The sequence below is a fragment of the Pseudoalteromonas lipolytica genome (genome assembly GCF_003515105.1).
Taxonomy (GTDB): domain Bacteria; phylum Pseudomonadota; class Gammaproteobacteria; order Enterobacterales; family Alteromonadaceae; genus Pseudoalteromonas; species Pseudoalteromonas lipolytica.
The window spans coordinates 2,095,008-2,114,299 of sequence record NZ_CP032090.1; the positions used below are offsets into that span (position 1 = coordinate 2,095,008).

The following is a 19,292-nucleotide window of genomic DNA, read 5'->3' on the forward strand; positions in this document are numbered from 1 at the left end:
CTGACTCATAACATTGCTCCTCGTGCAAATAAACTATCCAGCTCAAGTACTTGCTGCTTTGTAAGCTGATTAAAGTACACCCCTTGGCCATCACTCATGCCCCGTAAAAAGGTGTAATACACGCCGCCTAAATGGGTCTCTATGTCGTAATTTTTAACACGTTGTTGTAATAAGCGATGCAGTGCAACAGTGTAAATCAAATACTGTAAATGATATTGGTGACTGCTCATCGCTTGCTCAAGCTGATCATGTTGATAATCAGCTGCGCTGTTGCCTAAAAAGTTCGACTTATAATCAAGAATGTAATACTTATCCTGCCAACAAAAAATTAAATCGATGAAGCCTTTTAGTAAACCTTGCACATCAGTAAAGTCGAGTTTCCCCGGTAAACCAAAATGCTTTACCAAAATTTGATTTAACTTATCACTTGAAAGCGATAATAACGGTAAATTAAACTCCATTTCGACTAAACACACTTCAGGCGAAAGCGCCGATAAACAAAGCCCTTTATCGTTTAGTGGACACTTTAAAGCGGCATTGATCCAGCTTTCGGTCATTGCCTCCCAACTATCATCAATGTGATACTTGGCAAACAGTTTTGTTATTACCTTATCAAGAGCATGGTCGTCACGCTCGTTGTCAGGTCGTTTCAATGCATAGGGATCTGTAAAATCCAATTGCTCAAATATTTCGTGTAAACAACTGCCCGGCTTTGCACCTTTCGGGAAACTATAGGGGGTTAGTTGCACTGCTTGCTGCGCTAAAAATTCATCTTTTTCGTGATCTTCATCACTGCGCCCCAGTTCAATATGATCAGTCTGCTTTTTAAAGGTTAATGCACTAAAGCTGGTTGAACGCCAATCTCGTTCAATGTGGGTTTCGAGTGTGTTGACTTGATATGACTGCTCAGCATCTGTGCTTGTTAGGTCAAGCACAGTGACCTCATCGGGTTGCGTAAAAGCTTCAAAATGCATATGCGCCGACTGAGCACAAAAATCGCTTAATAACCTGTGCCACTCATCAGCCGATTTAATTTCTTCCCCTGCAAACAGTACATGACCAATACTGGTACTTTGTATACCAGGGCGATTACTGCGCCCTTGTGCAATGTTATACACACCGACTGAGCAAAAATGTACAGCACGGGTCAACGCCACATACAATAAACGCAAGTCTTCAGCTAAGCGTTCTTGCTCTGCTTTTTGTAAGGCCTCATCACTGTTAGCAAGGTCGTAAACCAGTTTTCCGTTATGATGATAAAGCGCTTCTTTGGTTTCACGGTAGCCACAAGCAAACGGCATAAACACTATCGGATATTCCAAGCCCTTTGAAGCATGCATCGTGACGATTTTTACTAAATTGGCATCGCTTTCAAGACGAACTTGCACCGCTTCACCCTCTTGTTGGCTGACCTTTTGCGCAAACCAGCGCAATAATCGGTGAGTGCCTTCTAGTTCAATTTGCTTTTGCTGCAAGATTTCACCTAAATGGCGAAAATCAGTCAGCCAACGTTCCACGTTATAACCAAGCCCCTGCCAGCGTGCAGCGAGTTGGTTGTGGCTCAGTAAGCGCTCAAGCATCGCCATCGCACCTTGCTTATGCCAAATATGTGAAAGCTGAGCGAAAAAGTTTAAATGTTCTTGCCATTCGCTTTCGTTTTCATGTAACGCATAAATACGGTTATAGCTTAAGCAAAACAAGGGGCCTGCCAGTACGCCGCGCAATAATGATTCATCGTACTGGCCATGAAGCGCAGTTAAAAAGTTTAATAAATGATGACTAAGCTCTTGCTGAAACACGCTATCGCGAGACAAATACACGCTGGCAATGGCTGCCTCACTCAACGCCGACTTCATCAGTTGTGCTTCGTTTCTATCTCGCACTAATACACAAATATCGGCAGCGGTGACCGCTTTGCCAGCAATTGTGGCTTCACCTGAATGCGCCTGCTTAAGTAAGCGTGTGATTTTTTGCGTGTAGTGCTGGGCAAGCGCCTGCTGGGCAACCCCTTTGCTGGTTGGCTTATTATTAGCCTGAGCGTATTCATCAACAAACACTGAAAACTCAAATGCATTGGTGGTTTCGCCATTGATTAAAAACGCTTTGTTTTCAGGCTTCCCCTTTGCATGAACTGCTTGAAACGGAATCGCATCGTTATAAATAAAGCTATTAGCGTTTTTAGAAAAAATGCGATTTACACTCTCGACCACCCCTTCACTTGAGCGAAAGTTAGTGTCTAATGTGTATTGTTTTTGCGCAACAACCGCTTTTTTGGCACCAATATAGGTAAAAATATCTGCACCACGAAAACCATAAATAGCCTGCTTTGGGTCGCCTATCATAGCGAGTGTGGTATTTTTAGCGTTATAAATGCGGCTAAAAATACCGTATTGCACAGGGTCGGTATCTTGGAATTCGTCTATCATGGCAACAGGAAATAAGGTCGCTATTTTTTCACTTAGCACGTCTCCTTGGTCGCTACAAAGTGCCTGATGCAAGTTAGTTAGCAAATCATCAGGGGTGATAACCCCTTGCTCCTGCTTACGTTTTATAAGTGCATTCGCAACCCATTTTGTTGCATATTGCACTATCGCAATATTCAAACCGTTATTAATAAGGCTACTCAGTTTGGCCATTTCATCAAACTGTGTCGTCATTGCGTGACTAAGCAAACTGCCGTTTTTCTTATAATTCGCAGGGTCGCTTAAATTCTCTGTGCTCCAAACTTCAAACGAATACTTGCTGGTGCCAAATACAAAAAAGGTGTCGTCATTGTTTAGATATTCTTCAAGCGCTGCAAGGCTGTTTTTGCGGCCTGGCGTTTTAGAACCACTCAGATCAGACGCTTTTACAGCATTGATAAATTCACTGTCACGGCATGCCTTTTTAAAAGCAGGTACTTTTGCGACAAAGTTATCGCGTGCTTGCCATATTTCATCAAGGTTGTATTCAGGGGTAATAATCGCCCCTTGTTTGCTGAGCAAACTGACCACGTGCGGATACATCGACGCTGGCACCGGGAAAATATCAGTAATCGCTTCTGTGCGCGCTTTTGACTGTGGGTATACAAAGGCACGCCAAAAATCATTGAGTGTTTCTTGAATGAGTTCTCGCTCATCTAAAATAAATTCTAAGTTAAACGCTACACCTGACTCAAATGCGTGCTGTTTGAGCATGCGCTGACAAAAGCCATGAATAGTAAAAATAGCCGCTTCGTCCATTGATTTGGCCGCAGCGTCGAGTAAATCAAACGCCGCGTGTTTGTCATTAACTTCATTGATAATTTGACTAATTAATTCATCTTCAGGATTTTTGCCCAGCAGTGCATCTCTGGCATTGATTATACGTGCGCGCACACGGTCTTTTATTTCTTGGGTAGCCGCCTCAGTGAAAGTAACAACCAATATTTGTTCAACACTGAGCGGGGTATTTAAAAGCGCAGTGCCATCTTCGTCCGTCGCTTTTTGTAAGCCCAATAAATAACGTAAATACAACCCCGTTATAGTGTACGTTTTACCTGTACCGGCACTGGCTTCAATCAGGCTTTGCCCACAAAGCTCCATGCTAATAGGATTAAGCGTTTGCATGGTCAGCCTCCTGCGCTAATTCAACCAGCGGCGATAAAAGCAGCTCACTCCAATGAATAAACTCGTCTTCGCAGTCTTTTAGATTCCGAATGGTTAGGCGAATATAGGGGTTTTCTCCTTCACCCACCCCGATATATTGCGGGGCAAATTTATTATTCGCTTTTGCCATGTCTTTATTTGTTTTAATGTACTCGTAGCCACTTACTGGAAAAAATGCCACTGGCCGTGTAAGTAATGCTTTATAGAGCATAAACCAATCGTTCAAATAACCACGTGCATCATCTTGTGAAAGCGCTGAAAAACTAATTTGTTTATCTAAACCAAGTATTAAGGTTTCAACATGTTGGCCCATGATCTGTGCAGCTAAATGCTGAATAAAGCCCTTAATCACGTCTTTGGCTTTAATGCTTGCGGTACGATAAAACACCTGTTTTTGCCCGTAAATGTGGTTAAGCCAGCCCTCTAAGGTGGTATTTTCAAGAGTTATTTTGACTTCAATTGGCAGCAACTCATCATCTTGAATATGGGCTTTCACCTGCCCTGCTAACGCATCAACACGGTGCTGCATACTTTCAAACACCAAATCGCCAACATGCGCTTGGGGCAACTCGCCGCGTTGCATGATTTGCGCTTTATTAAGTGGCGTTTCAAGAATACTGGCCTCTAAAATTTCATCTAAGTAGAAATAGCGACGCAGTGCATCAAGGCTAAATGGCTCTTCATCTTTCGCAATATCATTAAATTGCGGCAACCTTAAGCCCAAACTCTGCTGATAAAAGCTTTCGTGCGGCTGACACACACTGCGAATAAACTGGTTTAGCTCAACAATTTGCTCGGGTGATACACACAGGTCTTGCTGTGGCTCTGGCGTAATACTTTGAGCGGGTATCCACACCGGGTTATAGCTGTGTAATTGCGTTACCGCAGGCTGCTTAGCCTTGAGATAATAGGCAGGATTAAACGGTTGCAAGTGCTGATAATTAATCAGCGCCTCGGGCAGTGCCGCGTGACAGTCTTTTTCATCGTCAAACTTAAAGCTACGGGCGATGTATTCTAACAGCTCACTGACGAGTGTTGAGGGCATTCTTGGTTGGTTATCAAAACACGAGCGCCCAATATAACTGATATATAAGTTTTCACGGGCGCTTAAAATGGCTTCTAAAAACAGATACCTGTCATCTAGTTTACGCGAACGGTCGCCTTTTTGGCGTTTTGAATACGGCACTAAGTCAAAACCAATGGGCTGCACAGTACGAGGGTAATCGGCATCGTTCAGACCCAGCATACACACCACTTTAAAGGGCACGGCACGCATTGGCATCAGCGTACAAAAGTTCACTTGCCCAACTAAAAAGCGCTGTCCTACGCCTTTCTCTTGAATACCTTGCTTTACTAAATAGCTAACAATACGCTGCGAAACATCCCCTTGGTAATCACCGTTTTCGTAGTGCTTAATGAACGTATCAAGCACTTTTTGCAGTACCAGTAAATCCCAGCTTTGCTCGCCCTCATCACTGTAAATTTCGCCAAGCAGGGCTTTTAAAATCGCGGCTTTTTCGTTTAATGGTGCATCATCGTGTAGTTTTTCTTTATAACGAGCCAATACATCAATAAATTCAATTAATTTATTAAGGGTATTTAACGCCATGCCTTCGACTTCATCGGCACTGTAAATTCCCGAAAATGGTAGGTGCTCATCACGTTGTGCCACCCCTAGCAGTAACCGGTTTAACCCATGCTGCCAGGTATTTAAATCAATAGCAGGAAGACCAAAACTGTCTTTATGCGCGGCATCTAAGCCCCATTTAACGCCCACTCGCTCAAGCCAAAAGCCAATTTGTTCGTATTCATGAGCCTCTAAGTTAAACTTTTCGGCTATTTGTGTGACTTGCAGTAAATCAAGAATGTCAGACACACCAAACCGTGAGTAAGGTAAATCGGCCAAACTTGCAAATGAACTCAGTACAGGCTTTTCTTGTTCAATGGCTAAATCGGCTAACGCATAAGGAATAAAACGACGACCTTCTGCACCACCAAAAACGGCCTCGATATACGGGCTGTAGGTGCCAACATCGGGCATCATCACAATAATATCTTTCGGCGTTAAGTGTGGGTTTTGGTTAAACAAATTTAGTAAGTAATCATGAAGCCGCTCTACTTCACGCAGTGGCGTGTGACAGTCACTGAGCACAATACTGGTATCGCCTGCTTTAATTGGCAGTTTACATTCATCGTTAATAAACCATTCTTTATCGGGTGTAAGCGATTCGCCTTTAAACGCTAATTGATAAATCTCAGCGTGAATTTGCGATAATAAAGTGTCATCAAATTCATTCTCAAAACCATCTAACCACTGCGCGTCTAGCTGCAATAATTGCTCAAAGTAATCTCGGCCTAATTTCCCCCACGACGATAGCAGCGGATTGCCAATAAAAAAGTACTCATGGTCGGGATTTTTTGCATGGTCTTCAAGCGCATCTAGGTGCGGACGTTTGGCATATTTTGCAGCAATTTTAGCAGCCGTTTTTTCATCTAAAGTGTCACCCCAATAGTGCTCGCTTGGATTGAAGAAAAACAGAAACACCTGCGTTTTTTTCGCAATGGCTTGGAATACTTCAAGCTGACTACTGGCAATCGCCGAAATACCAAATAAGCTAATACGCTCGGGTAATAAGCTGCTATCCATCGTTTCAAGCGCAGCGAGTAATTGATCTTGCATATTGGCACGATGATATTGGCTTTGGCCAAGTTGTTTACTGTGCGCCACCAGCCTACGCCAAAGGTCAGGCTGCCAAGGTGCTATGCCTATATCAACATCATCGAGTTGATCTGTGCCCTGCTCCCACGTGGCAATCCAATGTGGACGATACATTAGGTATTGGTCATACACATCGGCGATTTTTTCACATAATGCGAAGGTCTTTTGGCCATCAGTATCGCCATCTAAATACGTTTTTAGAGGTAAATACAACGGCTCGTCAATACAATCAGGCAGAATAGCAAACAGCTTCCACGCAAGGTTTGCTTTATTATAGGGAGATTCACTGGGCACATCGGGCAATAGTTGCTGATACAGCTGCCAAATGAAACTAGATGGCAGTGGAAAATCAACCTGTGCGGCAATGCCTAAATGTTCACTTAAGCCTATTTTTAGCCACTGCGACATACCGGGTGACTGCACAAGCACAATTTCTTTTTTGAATGGACTCGTTAACGGATTAACTTTAAGAAGAGCGTGAAACCGCGCTTGCAGTGCTTCCATGCGATTTGATTGAATTATATTCAGCACTTTACACTGTCCTTGCTTGAAACTAACTAATTGACACAGTGTAAGATATTTTAATTAGATGGGATAGAGAGAAATACCTGCAAACATGGCTCAATCCACGTTGCAGGCATCGATTATTGGTACGGGCTAATACTCGATAACACAAACTCTGTGTGCAGTATCTCTTTACCATTTATACCTTTAAGCGCAATACGAATACGTGGATCCGTCGTTTGCCAATCTATTGATAAATCACCGTAATTAACTTCATGAGTGTAATCACCAACACGATATTTATTTGGGCTGACGTCTTTCCACTTTTCAGTAAGCCCGGAGCTGGTCATCTCATACAAAGGATAATCAAGCCCTTGCTGATACTTTGACAACTCACCCCAATGCGTATCACCACTGACTATTATCACGCCATTTACTTTGTGTTTTTTAATGAGCGCAAATAAACGTTCCCGATCAGCGGGATAATTAGCCCATGACTCCCAGCCTGTAAAATCGGCTAATAACTGTAAGCTCGAGGCGATGATTTTAATTTTTTCATCAGACTTAAGCTCATTTTCAAGCCATTGCCACTGAGTTTCACCTAGCATTGAGGCTTTTTTATCAGTCGATGGGCTATAAGGCCCTTGTTTGGCAGGTTTACGCTCAAGTTGGTACGTTGTGGCTGACACCTGATTTAACGGCGCCCGATTAAAGCGTAAATCAGGCATGATAACTTTTACTGTGCGCTCTCCTTCACCATAAGTGTATGAAGTGTAAATACCATCAGCGCGTGTTCTGCGTGCTGAATTTGCCGGTTCTTGCCAAAAGTCGAGCATGATTTGACGTGATTGCTGCTTTTGAGGGTAGTCGCTGCCGGCATCATTTTCACCGTAATCATGGTCATCCCACATTGCAATCACTGGGGTGTTAGCGCGTAAGGTTTTAAAGCCTGGTTTTTGCCCTAAACGCTGATATTTTTCAGCAAGCACAGCCATGTCTTCAGTATCACCATAAATATTGTCGCCTAAAAACATAAATAAATCGGCTTGCTCTTTGTTAATAGCATCAAAAATAGCAATGGGTTTGTCTTGATGGCCACATGAGCCAAACAAAATCTTACTTGGCGCTGCAATCGCACTCACCGTACCTAGCAGCAATAGACCTGAGAAAACGCTATTAATTACAGTCATTTTAAAATTTCCTTGATTGGCGATGCCATTGCTGGATTAATTTGCGTACTCTGCTCTCCTAAAATAGTCAGGATAGTTGCCGCTACTTGCGCTTGTTTAAGCTCACTGACAGGTTTTATCAAGCCTTTCGCTTTAATGTCTGGGCCTATCGCTGCAAGCCAAATATGGTCAGAGCCAACAATACCGTTTGGAAAGCGTTGCTTTCCCTGCGCTGAATGCGCTAAAGCACGCTGTGAGCTATGGTGTTGCCAATCATCAGCATGGCTACCACGACCATGATCTGTCGTAATAATCAAAGTGGTGTTGTCTTTATAACCCGGTGTTTGTTGAATGGTTTGCCAAAGGTCTCGAATAAACGCATCACTTTGTTTAGCCGACTTTAAGTAAGCATCGTATTTACCGTTATGCGCAAAATCATCGGTTTCGCCTAAGCTAATCACTAATAAACGCGGCTGTTTATTAAGTAAATATTGCTTAGCAAATCGGTAAGTAAAACTGTCTAGGCGCACGTTATGCCACGGGCTTGGGATTTCGGTTTGCAGCTGATTAAGTAAAGTCACCTCTGCAGAGTTTACCGCATCAAACGATTCAAAGCCGGCATTAACAAATACCCCGCTTCGCTTTCGATTAACAATATAAGGAAACACATCCCAGCTACCAAATAAGGCTGTTTTGCCCTTAAATGTTGGTAATGTATTGAGCTGTTCTAAAATGGTTTTATTCGGGTTAGCAATTTTATCGTTACTATCGATGTTTTCATCAACGATTCCCGTTAGTATCTCACTGTAACCTGGGTATGAGAAGTACCATGGATTACTCACCGATATCAATGAGCCTTGGCTTCTGTCGCCAATTAACACTCCTTGTGTAGTAAGCGTTTGGCTAAAAAATGGCATGAGTGCCTTAGTGCGCTCGGCTTGATTTTCACGCCAAAAAAGTGCGGTTATCTCATCTTTATTTTCAACAAAATCACTGTTATTTATGAGCTCTTTGTCGGCTCCCGAAAACACTTCTTGCCAGCGTAAGCCATCCAGAGTCACTAATACGACATTGTCGGCCGATTTCGCCCATACACTGAATATTGATGCAACAAAAACAACTGTCGCTGTCATTAATTTTTTCATCATATTTCCTGCTAAAAAGCCCATCAATGATGGGCTGTTTTCAAGTTGGCGTATTATTTAAAACTGCGCTGTAAGTGTTAACGCTGCAGTACGTGGTGCACCGATAAAGTATGAAGAACCATTTCCAGTACCGCCTGATAAATAAGATTTATCAAACAAATTATTAACCACAAATGCAAGATCAAGTGACTTAAACACTCCAGAGTCAAGGCTTGTATTATAACCAATGTTTAAATCGACTAATGTGTATGCATCTACTTTATTACGCGCACGAGTTTGCTCATCGGTCCATGCACCTAAACGCTCACCTGTGTATTTAGCAGATAAACCAAAGCGGAAATCACCACTGTAATAATCTGCCGAGACAACAAATAAGTCCTGCGCCGAGTCAATCACCTCATCACCGGCTTTAAAGCTTGCTGATTTTGTTTCGAGTAATTCACCGTCACTATTGTAAGCGCTTGGGTCGTTCGATTGATACTCAGAGTTATTGTAAGTATATGAAGTATATAGATTCCATTTATCGGTTAGCATATAGCTTGCCGATAACTCTAAACCTGTTGATTCAATACCGCCGACATTAATATAAGAACCATTCGTACCAATGGTGTAGTCAATGCCATCGGTATCACTGCCTGGGGCAATAAAAGTAATGCGGTTATCAAATTCAATACTGTAAGCCGTTGCAGTTAAACGTAAACGCTCATCACTGTAACGTACACCTAGATCGATATTTTCTGCGGTTTCAGGTTCGATTTCAGTCAGGGTTGAGTCGTCACGCTCAAGCACGCCATCTTTGATTGCGGCAAAATTTTCACTGTAGCTAGTGAAAAGTTCCGTGCTTGTTGATAACTGATATAACAGACCACCACTGAATAGTATGTCTGAATCACTGTCAATTTTATCTGAGTATTCGTCATCAAAATGGTTATAACGCTGAAGCTCAACAAGATATTGTTTAGCACCTAAGTTAAGAGTGAAATCACCTAAGTTCATTGAATCTTGAACGTACCATTTGAAGGTGTCGGTTTCGAAAGTGTTTTTGTACTGTGTCCAGTATGGAGTCTGATCGAAATGATGATACACGCGTGCATCAATCACTTTGTGCCAATCACGAGATTCATCACGGTCTGTTTGTTCAAACCAAAAGCCCGCTTCAATATCATGTGCACCCAATGTAACTTGATACTCACCTGTCATACCTAAACGGTCTTTTTTATAATGAGTATGACGATATGACATCACAGGAATTGCATCGTCTGAGTAGCATGCGGGGTTTAAACCTGGGCCCGATGCCCATGGCCATTCCAAACTAGCTGTACAATCTGCTGCGGGGGCAAGTGGATTACCTTCACTGTCGGTAAACCCATAACTACCTGCATTTTCGCCACCCATTGTTGTTGAGTTACCATCCGCATCAACCGGTGAGGTTAAATAAGGAGGGATCCAATCACCACGGCCTGAGTTTTTATGATAATAAGGTGACAAACTCAGGTTTGATGTCGCACTTAATGCATAATCAAACTTCACATAAGCTAAGGTGTTCTCACGTAACGTCCCCCAACCTTCGGCGAACATTTGGTCAAAATGTGGGATGCCTGTCCAGTTCCACGTTAAGCGATCCCATTCGGGATTTTGTTCAAACTCTGTAATGCTGATGCTATTGTAGTTCGTTTCGCTAACATCATCATACGAAACACGACCCGTTACCGTTAAGTCATTAAAGTTCGATACAAACTTTGCTTCGATGTGTTGATTGTCTTTTCCACCATTACTGCCATCACCTATCCAACGGCTTGTGTCAGTTTGTGAATAACTGATGTACGCTTGGGTGTTATTAAAAACAGTGCCTGTTTCATGCTTAACAAAATAACGACTGGCATTATAATCGCCTGTTGTGTAGGCAAACGTGGTGCTTTGCTCTGTGCTAGGCTGTTGGCTGACAAAATTAAAAGTACCGCCCAATGCCTCCAGTGAAGCTGACGCAATATCAGAAGTACCTTGCCCTACTTCGACAGTCGCTAAGTTTTCACTGTCTAAATAACGGTTCGCTTTCGCACCACCGCCATAGTTAGAGCCGCCATTTGGGATACCATCGATAGTCATACCTAATTGTTGTTGGTTACCATCAATACTAAAGCCACGCATAGAAATGGTCGTTGACCAATCGTCACCACCAAATGCATCGCCTTCGTTAATGCTAATACCTGGTAAGTTATCAATAACCCCTAACACGCTTGATACTGAACTTTGTTGTTCAAGCATCGCAGGTTCAATCATGTTATTAGCATAGCTGGTTGGCTTTGCAACAACGATGACCTCTTCAATTTCATTATTACTGTTTGCATTTGCCGATGTTGCTAAAAGCGTTGCGATCACAAGGCTTAGCTTTGTTTTTATATTCACTGTGCTCATTGTTTTTCCAAGGTTTCGTATTTAAAAGCGGGCACAGTATGCAAAGGTGATGTGACATTTAAGGTCAAAATTTTTGACACAACAATTAAACAATTAATGCAATCTGATGGCAGATTTAAGACTGAACTGTTTAACAAATAAGAAAGTATTAAAAAACGCTCAATTTGATCAACGGTTCATCAATTGATTGAGCGTTTTGTATTAGAGGTAGATTAGATAAGTTCTGCCAGCATTTCTTCGCTGTAAGGTGTTAATGCTTCACCATGGGTAACTTTACTAATGTAATCTGGGTTTGCGATAAAGGGGCGCCCAATCGCGATTAAGTCAAATTGGTTGTTATCGATTGCCTGATTAGCTGACTCAAACGTATAACTACCTACGCCCACTAATGTACCTTTATATGCACTGCGTAAGTATTCAGATGTCGTTTTATTTTCAAGGCTTGCAAAACGCATGCTGTCATCAAAAATACCCGCATGAAGATAGGCAAGATTGCGACTTTCAAGCGCTGTTAATAAATAATCAAACACGGCCTTATCGCGGTTATCTTCACTCATATTAAAATATGCACCCGGAGATAAACGTAATGCTGTTTTATCTGCGCCAATGGCTGCGATTACAGCATCTACCACCTCTAAGGCGAAACGTGACATATTTTCTGGTGTTTGACCGTATTGGTCATCGCGTTGGTTGGCAGCAAAGTGTAAGAATTGATCAATTAAATACCCATTTGCACCATGGATTTCAACTCCGTCAAAGCCCGCTTCTATAGCGTTTTCAGCCGCTTTAGCGTAATCAGCAATTAAACCTTGAATGTCTTCAATGGTTGCTGCTTTTGGTGTCACGTAAGTTAATTCACGCATGCGTGGCACAGACCCTTCTACACCGATTGCCGAAGGAGCAAGTACATCACCACCAAAAAAATGAGGGTGAGCCACACGCCCTACATGCCAAAGCTGAGCAAACATTTTGCCGCCTTTCGCATGCACTGCATCGGTGACTTTTTTCCAGCCTTGAATCTGTTCGCTGGTAAATAGCCCTGGGGTATTTGGGTAACCCTGTGCATCAGGGCGAATAATTGTCGCTTCACTAATGATTAAACCGGCATCAGCACGGCGTGCATAGTAGTCAACCATTGCTTGAGTGGGGACTAAATCATCATCACTCATACAGCGCGTAAGCGGTGCCATTAATACACGGTTTTGCAATTCAATAGTGTCGTTTAACCTAAAGGGAGTTAATAAATCAGTAGCCATAAATGTCTCAATTATTTTTGAATGTACATTCAAGATAGGGATTCTTGAATCATTATTCAAGGCTATTTTTGAATATTTGTTCAAGATTAAGTAGACTGCAAATAATGACCTCAAAAAGTTGACGTAATGAGAACCGCTGAATTTGATAATGACTATGTGTTAAGACAAGCCATGCTAGCCTTCATGGAGTTTGGGTATGCTAAAACCAGCATGCAAAAACTAACGCACGTTACTGGCCTTCACCCCGGTTCGCTGTACGGCGCCTTTGGCAATAAAAAAGCGATATTTTTAAGAGCAATAGAACAATATCAAAAAGATCGTAATCAACAGTTCACAGCGTTATTTCATAATAAACAGCCTATTTTAGAGACACTTAAAAATTATCTGTCCCTCATTGTTGATGAGTGTATCAAAGGCGAAGTAGCAAAAGTGTGCTTACTCACCAAGAGTATTTCAGAGGTAGAAGGCAACGATCCACAAATTTGCAGCGTGCTACGTGGCAACTTAAATGCCTACGAAAATACACTTGCCGAACAAATTCAAAAAGCCCTTGATAACAACGAATTTAAAAGCAGTAAAACCGCGCAGCAATTGGCGCGCTTTTTAGTTATGGGTATTTATGGTATCCGTACTTATGCGCTCACTAATAGCGATCCGAAAGCGCTACAGCTGCTTGCCGATGATTTATATTGTGCCCTTCTTAATTAACTCACGGCACTCGCACTATTAATAACTACTATGTCGCCACACCAATAGCGAATAGTTATCTTACAAAAAAGCAGATCAATTTAGGAGACCACTTTTCTCTTATTACACATACACATAAAGCAACTGAGCCTGGAAAATATATATTTACAATCACAGCAAGTAACCATGACTTCATTGAACAGCTCAGTGTTAAATTAACTGTCCTGCCCCATAATCCCACCTTGTAGGTTTACTCATCCCGAAAATTTGCCCCTTCCTGACAACCCAACTCACAGCGTTATCAGCACGATTACTATTGTAGAAAAAGTGCACGTGTACCCTGCTTATGTCACTGTTAATATTAATTCTTCGTGGATAAATGATTTATCTTTTGCATTGGTGCCACCTTCCAGTGAACGATTTCAGTTACTTAAATCTAAATCGATAAGTGCAAAATCAACACATACCGAACCAACAACTATCTAATTTATAAACAGCGAATGCACCAATGGCTTGCCGCTTACGTTAATAGCCGGGAAGGCGCATTAACCACCATTCATTGCACAGAGATAATCGCTTTATTACTTGTCATATTAATTTATCACCTTATGATTAAGATGATACTGTGTATAACTAAAAAGAGTGAGCCTGTCATGAATAATGCAACTGCAAAACGTGTTGAAACAGAATTAGACGAAATCCTTGCCCTTGGTACAAAAAAACGACTCGCTTATATGTTTGAAATGGTTCACGAATTTAAACAGATTTGGATCCTTAATGATGAGCACGGCTGTGTAATGCTTACCAATGAAGACGATGACTGCGTACCCGTTTGGCCTAGCCGTGAGTTTGCACAAAGTTGGGCAACCGGAGAGTGGCAAGATTGCGAGCCCAAAGCGATACCCGTCAAAGATTGGTTGAGCCGCTGGACGCCAGGTCTTGAACAAGATGACTTACTGATTGCCGTTTTTCCAACTGAACAAGATGACGGTACTATTTTATTCCCTGACGAATTTGACTCGCAACTAAGAGTGCCAAAAAGACGTTTTTAAATCATGCTTATAACTTAACAAAGGGAGCAATAGCTCCCTTTTTTATGCGGCATTTACCGATAGGCTATGATACCAATCCGTAAAATACCTAATCCTGCAAATTTAACAAAAATTATTGACTACTTTGCTAAATGCTCTAAATATAATTCTAATTTTTGTGATTCGTTTAATGTTTTTAACACCGCTTCTTGTTGTGCAAACCAGCTATCGGCAATACCGTCGTTATTTTTATCTTGAACAACAGCAACATCTTTAAATTGAGCTTCATACGCTTGCCAGCTAGGAATAACGTCAAGTTCATGATTAATTAACCCATCCCCTGTTACGGGACGCTTGTCATTGAGTTGGTCATAAACTAACTGATCAATGCTGTCTATGAACACGCCATGTGCATTTCTATTCGCTCCCGCTAACTGATTTTGTGCGATGTCATAAAACACCTGCTTCGCATTCTTTGCTTTAAAATCAGACTCTTTCTCAACTATAATTTTTTTATCACTCAACCAAGGGCTGTTTGCTTGGCTGGCGATACGTTTCCCTTCTTTTTTATTTCTATAATTGACAGCTAACCAGTTTTTATCATCAAACTCTGGGTACCCTTCTAGAATATTTCCAGCGATATAAGCTTGGTTTTTGCTAATGAATGGGGAGAACCAAATATCCGCAAATTGAATGCGCTTGCTCGCTTTACCCGGTTTGTAATAATTCGCTATCAGATTAAATCGCCCATTCTCAGAGCCATACACATTATTGTGTCCCCAATTAAAAATAATATTATTACTCACTTCGATAAATTCATCTGTGTAAGGGTAAGGAGATTTTAGTCTATGTCCATTTATACGGGGAGTTCTACTTGCATGATTTGCTATTATATTATTAATAAAAGAGGCATTAGCTCCTCCCCAAATACCACCATAACCATGCTTTCCTTTAGGATGAATAGAGTCGTTTAAGCTATATGAAATAATAGAGTTTTGTAATGTGAAATTACGATTATTGTAAAAGCTACCCGTTTCATCAACAGACCAGCTTAATGAACAATGATCTATAATAACATTGTTAGAATTGCGCACAGTTAGTGCGTCTTCTACCACCTTAAATGTCCCTAATCGAAAACGAATAAACCGAATAATCACATCCTCTGCATTTGAGACAGTAAATGGCGCACCTGAAATGGTAATGCCTCCCGCAGAGGTTTGCCCTGCTAGCGTAATTCGACCGTGGTTTACTTTTAATTCTTTTGACAGCTTAATCACCCCAGACACAGCAAATGTAATAACGCGAGGATGCTTTTGATTAATTGCGTAACGTAAGGTTCCGGGCTCATCTTTGTCTTCGAGGCTCGTTACAATATACAATTTCCCCTTTGCGCCACCTCGAGAGAATTTACCAAACCCTTCAGCACCATCAAAGGCAATAGACCTAGGCGTTAACGACTGACCCATACTATTTGCACTAAATAGTGACACACTCAATGCACCAAACAGTAGCAATAGGACATTTCGACGAAACCGGTATTGTTCACTTTTCATTCAAACCCACCTTTTTGTACCTTATAGAAAAAAACCAGCCTTTATGCTGATTAAAAAATTGACAGTTTAATTAATGCGGTGTTAACTTTATGTTATCTTCATTTGCCACCGGTGGCAAATGGATTTTTAAAAAGAAAATAGAACACAATAAAAGCCTTTTAAAAAGGAACAACAATGAAAACGATAAAACTCAGCGGTATTGCAGCAGCACTTTTGGTTGCCCTGCCCGTCTATGCACAAGACGCACAGACAACCAAACCCGTACCGCAAACAGCGTCTAGTAGTAATGAAAAAACAGCGATAAAGAAAGCCCAAGATGAAGATGATGACATGGAGATCATCGCTGTAACAGGCATTTATCAGGCTGATTTAAAAGCCCGAGCAATGGAACGTGAAAGCAAAGCATTTAGCTCTGTGATTGCTACAGATGATTTAGGTAACTTAGTTGACCAAAATGTCGCTGAGTCTCTACGTCGTGTTCCCGGTGTCACCTTAGAAAGAAGCGAAGGCGAAGGTAAATATGTAGCTGTACGTGGTCTTGGTCCCAAATTTGTGTCGGTAAATATGAATGGCGCGGAACTTTCTGGTGCAGGTGATGACCGAAAAGTCGGCCTTGATGGCATAACGGGTGACTCTCTTGGTGCAATTGAGGTGTTTAAAACGCTCACACCTGATATGAACTTAAACTCAATCGGTGGCGCAGTAAACGTGAAAGCTATTTCGGCTTATGACCGTGGTGACAATACACTGAAAATAAAACTTCAAGATTCTTACAATGAAATGAGAGAGGCACATTCACCGAAGTTTAGTATTGATGGTACACAGTTGTTATTTGATGACAAAGTTGGAATTGGCTTTGCGGCCAGCTATGAAGACAGACAAACACAAGTCGATGAAGTACGTCATCACAGCTCTCGTGATATGAACTTTTTAAAAGGGGGCATTGGTCTCTCTGAAACAGAATTAGCAAATGCAGAAGAAATTTTAATCCCTGCACAGCTCGAAAACCGTCGCGAAATAGCGGATCGTAAACGTACCAATGCCACACTTAATGTCGAATTCAAACCAAATGAAGACAGCTTTTACTATATTCGTGGTAATTATTCAAAATACACCGACGACGATATCGCTCAACGTGAATTTTATAACTTTTATAATGGCGATCAAGAAGACGAAGTTATTTATGTTAACCCACAAACTAAGGAGTTTGCACTTTCAGATATTGATGTTTACAACCAGTATTTTATTCAAGAAGGTGAAACTGTAACCACCAACTATAGCTTTGGTGGTGAAAACTACTTTGCTGAGTCGTGGCGCGTAGATTATGAATATGCTTACTCTAAAACAGACGATGAATCAGTGGGCGATCGTCGTGTGCAATTCCGCGAACGAGAAAATATCGTTTATGGCAAGGCAGGCCGTGATTTTATTACTGCGAAAGTATTAACGCCTTCTGAAGCTGCGGCTCTTGGTGGTTTTGAGCTTGACCCAGACAATGATGTTTTTGCTGGTGAGGCCGACGGTGATTTAAGCGATCTTTCTAATATGCAATACGATAACCTATTCATGGAAGACAGCACCCGCACAGACGAAATCACAAGCTTTAAACTTAACTTTCAAAAGGAGTTTGATAGTCAGTTTTTAAATTCTATAAAGTTTGGAGGCACCTACAACGAACGTGAACACTACAGAGATAAAGATCGTTGGAGTTATACGGTAAATGCTGATGATTGCGATGGTAATGAAACCTGTATCGCTGTTGCTAACTCTAATATTACCGATTATGACTATAGTGTGCCCGCTGGTGATTTATTCACCTACCCTTTAGTGTCCGCGCAGGATGTTGAGTACATGGTTGATTCAACAAAAATCACGCGAGAAAATGCCACCGGTGGCGAAGTATCAATCGACAGCACTAAAGAAGACTATATACTCACCGAGGACACGTATGCCGCTTATGTTATGGCAGAACTGCAGTTATCAGAAAAAGTAAGCGTAATAACGGGTGTGCGTTATGCGCATACCGAGTTTTCGTCGACTGGTTTTATGTCACTTGAAAATGACGATTGGTCATTTGGTGGTGAGCATACCTTAGATATTGCAGTTCCGTTACCTGAATCATCAATAACTTACAGTGAATACTTCCCTAGTATGCATCTTCGTTATGAACCAAATGAAACGATGTTAGTTAGAACCTCTTTATGGACCAGCTACACTCGCCCTTCGTTTAAACAAGCACGAGGATATGCACGGTTTGATGATGATATCAGTTTATGCGACCCCACAACCAATACATGTTATAGCGAACCCGATGGGCAAAGTGCATTAGAATTACAAAACTATATTTTGGGGCCCGACAATGCACTTCAAGTTGGTAACCCAAATCTTGTCGCAATGACATCAGACAACTTTGACGCCTCATTTGGTTGGTATCCTTCCAAAGAATTATTCGTTGAAGTAGCTGTTTTCTATAAAAATATTGATAACTTCATTGTTGATGTCAGTGGTATTCAAATGGGGTTAGATGAGCTACCTCTTACATTACCTGTTGATCATGTTTCTGACTTCGCGATTCCACAAGACTTAGTCATAAATCAAGTTGATATCACCTTAAACGGTGATAAAGCAACCGTATATGGTATGGAGCTTAGTTATAACCAGTTTTTTGAAAACGGCTTATTTTGGCAAAGTAATATGACCGTCGTCAGTAGTGAGTCAAAACTCGATGACACCATACGCTATGAAAAAATGCCGTTACCAGGCCAAGCAGATATTACCGCTAATATTGCGCTGGGTTGGGAGAATAAAACAGCGTCACTTAGGCTAATCAGTAATTACCGTTCCGATATTTTAGAGCAAGTAGGCTCTTGCCCTATTTCAGCAGACAAAAATGATGCTAAAGCATGTAAAACATGGGCTGATATCTACCAAGATGACATATTAACCTTTGACATAAAAGCGACTTACGACTTCAACGAACACCTTTCATTCTACTTTGATGCAATCAATATCACCGACGAGTCAGATCTTCGTTATTTCACCGGTAATGATCAGTCTGGCGGCGAAATTTTGTATCAACGAGAAGATTATGGTCGGACATATCAACTAGGAATGAATTATAAGTTCTACTAATAATTCAACTACTTAAAACAACAATAATCACTGAACACACGCGTTTGTGTTGCTA

The 19,292-nt window shown here is 41.5% G+C and carries 10 protein-coding genes; 3 read left to right on the forward strand and 7 right to left on the reverse strand.

Annotated elements, in window-relative coordinates; genetic code table 11:
• Positions 1–5: 5 nt before the first annotated feature.
• From recB to D0907_RS09570, 6 genes are all read right to left on the reverse strand, one after another.
• Complete coding sequence (recB, locus tag D0907_RS09545) at positions 6–3,587, reverse strand: exodeoxyribonuclease V subunit beta (RefSeq protein WP_118844384.1); 3,582 nt, start codon at positions 3,585–3,587, stop codon at positions 6–8.
• Entirely contained in the window at positions 3,574–6,876 is a 3,303-nt protein-coding gene (gene recC / locus D0907_RS09550) for an exodeoxyribonuclease V subunit gamma (protein WP_118844385.1), read from the reverse strand. Before recC ends, recB begins: the two co-directional genes overlap by 14 nt.
• Positions 6,877–6,989: 113 nt before the next feature.
• The gene (locus D0907_RS09555; protein ID WP_118844386.1) at positions 6,990–8,039 is read right to left on the reverse strand and encodes an alkaline phosphatase D family protein; all 1,050 of its coding nucleotides are present in this window, start codon (positions 8,037–8,039) and stop codon (positions 6,990–6,992) included.
• Positions 8,036–9,163, reverse strand: coding sequence for an alkaline phosphatase family protein (locus D0907_RS09560; RefSeq protein ID WP_118844387.1), 1,128 nt, complete (start codon positions 9,161–9,163; stop codon positions 8,036–8,038). The genes D0907_RS09555 and D0907_RS09560 overlap by 4 nt, the downstream gene beginning before the upstream one ends.
• A 57-nt stretch (positions 9,164–9,220) precedes the next feature.
• Positions 9,221–11,578: a TonB-dependent receptor domain-containing protein gene (locus D0907_RS09565; RefSeq protein ID WP_118844388.1), complete on the reverse strand. Its 2,358-nt coding sequence runs from the start codon at positions 11,576–11,578 to the stop codon at positions 9,221–9,223.
• A gap of 212 nt (positions 11,579–11,790) precedes the next feature.
• Positions 11,791–12,834 (reverse strand): alkene reductase, encoded by a 1,044-nt coding sequence (locus D0907_RS09570; RefSeq protein WP_065978515.1) that lies wholly within the window; start codon positions 12,832–12,834, stop codon positions 11,791–11,793.
• A gap of 126 nt (positions 12,835–12,960) precedes the next feature.
• On the opposite strand from D0907_RS09570, the gene D0907_RS09575 reads away from it, so the two are divergent.
• Entirely contained in the window at positions 12,961–13,542 is a 582-nt protein-coding gene (locus tag D0907_RS09575; RefSeq protein ID WP_074989412.1) for a TetR/AcrR family transcriptional regulator, read from the forward strand.
• A 632-nt stretch (positions 13,543–14,174) separates the two neighbouring features.
• Entirely contained in the window at positions 14,175–14,573 is a 399-nt protein-coding gene (locus D0907_RS09580) for a DUF2750 domain-containing protein (protein WP_074989413.1), read from the forward strand.
• Positions 14,574–14,692: 119 nt separating this feature from the next.
• Here D0907_RS09580 and D0907_RS09585 read toward each other — a convergent pair whose 3' ends face one another.
• Positions 14,693–16,105, reverse strand: coding sequence for a pectate lyase family protein (locus D0907_RS09585; protein ID WP_118844389.1), 1,413 nt, complete (start codon positions 16,103–16,105; stop codon positions 14,693–14,695).
• Positions 16,106–16,279: 174 nt separating this feature from the next.
• On the opposite strand from D0907_RS09585, the gene D0907_RS09590 reads away from it, so the two are divergent.
• The gene (locus D0907_RS09590; RefSeq protein WP_118844390.1) at positions 16,280–19,237 is read left to right on the forward strand and encodes a TonB-dependent receptor; all 2,958 of its coding nucleotides are present in this window, start codon (positions 16,280–16,282) and stop codon (positions 19,235–19,237) included.
• Positions 19,238–19,292 lie beyond the last annotated feature (55 nt).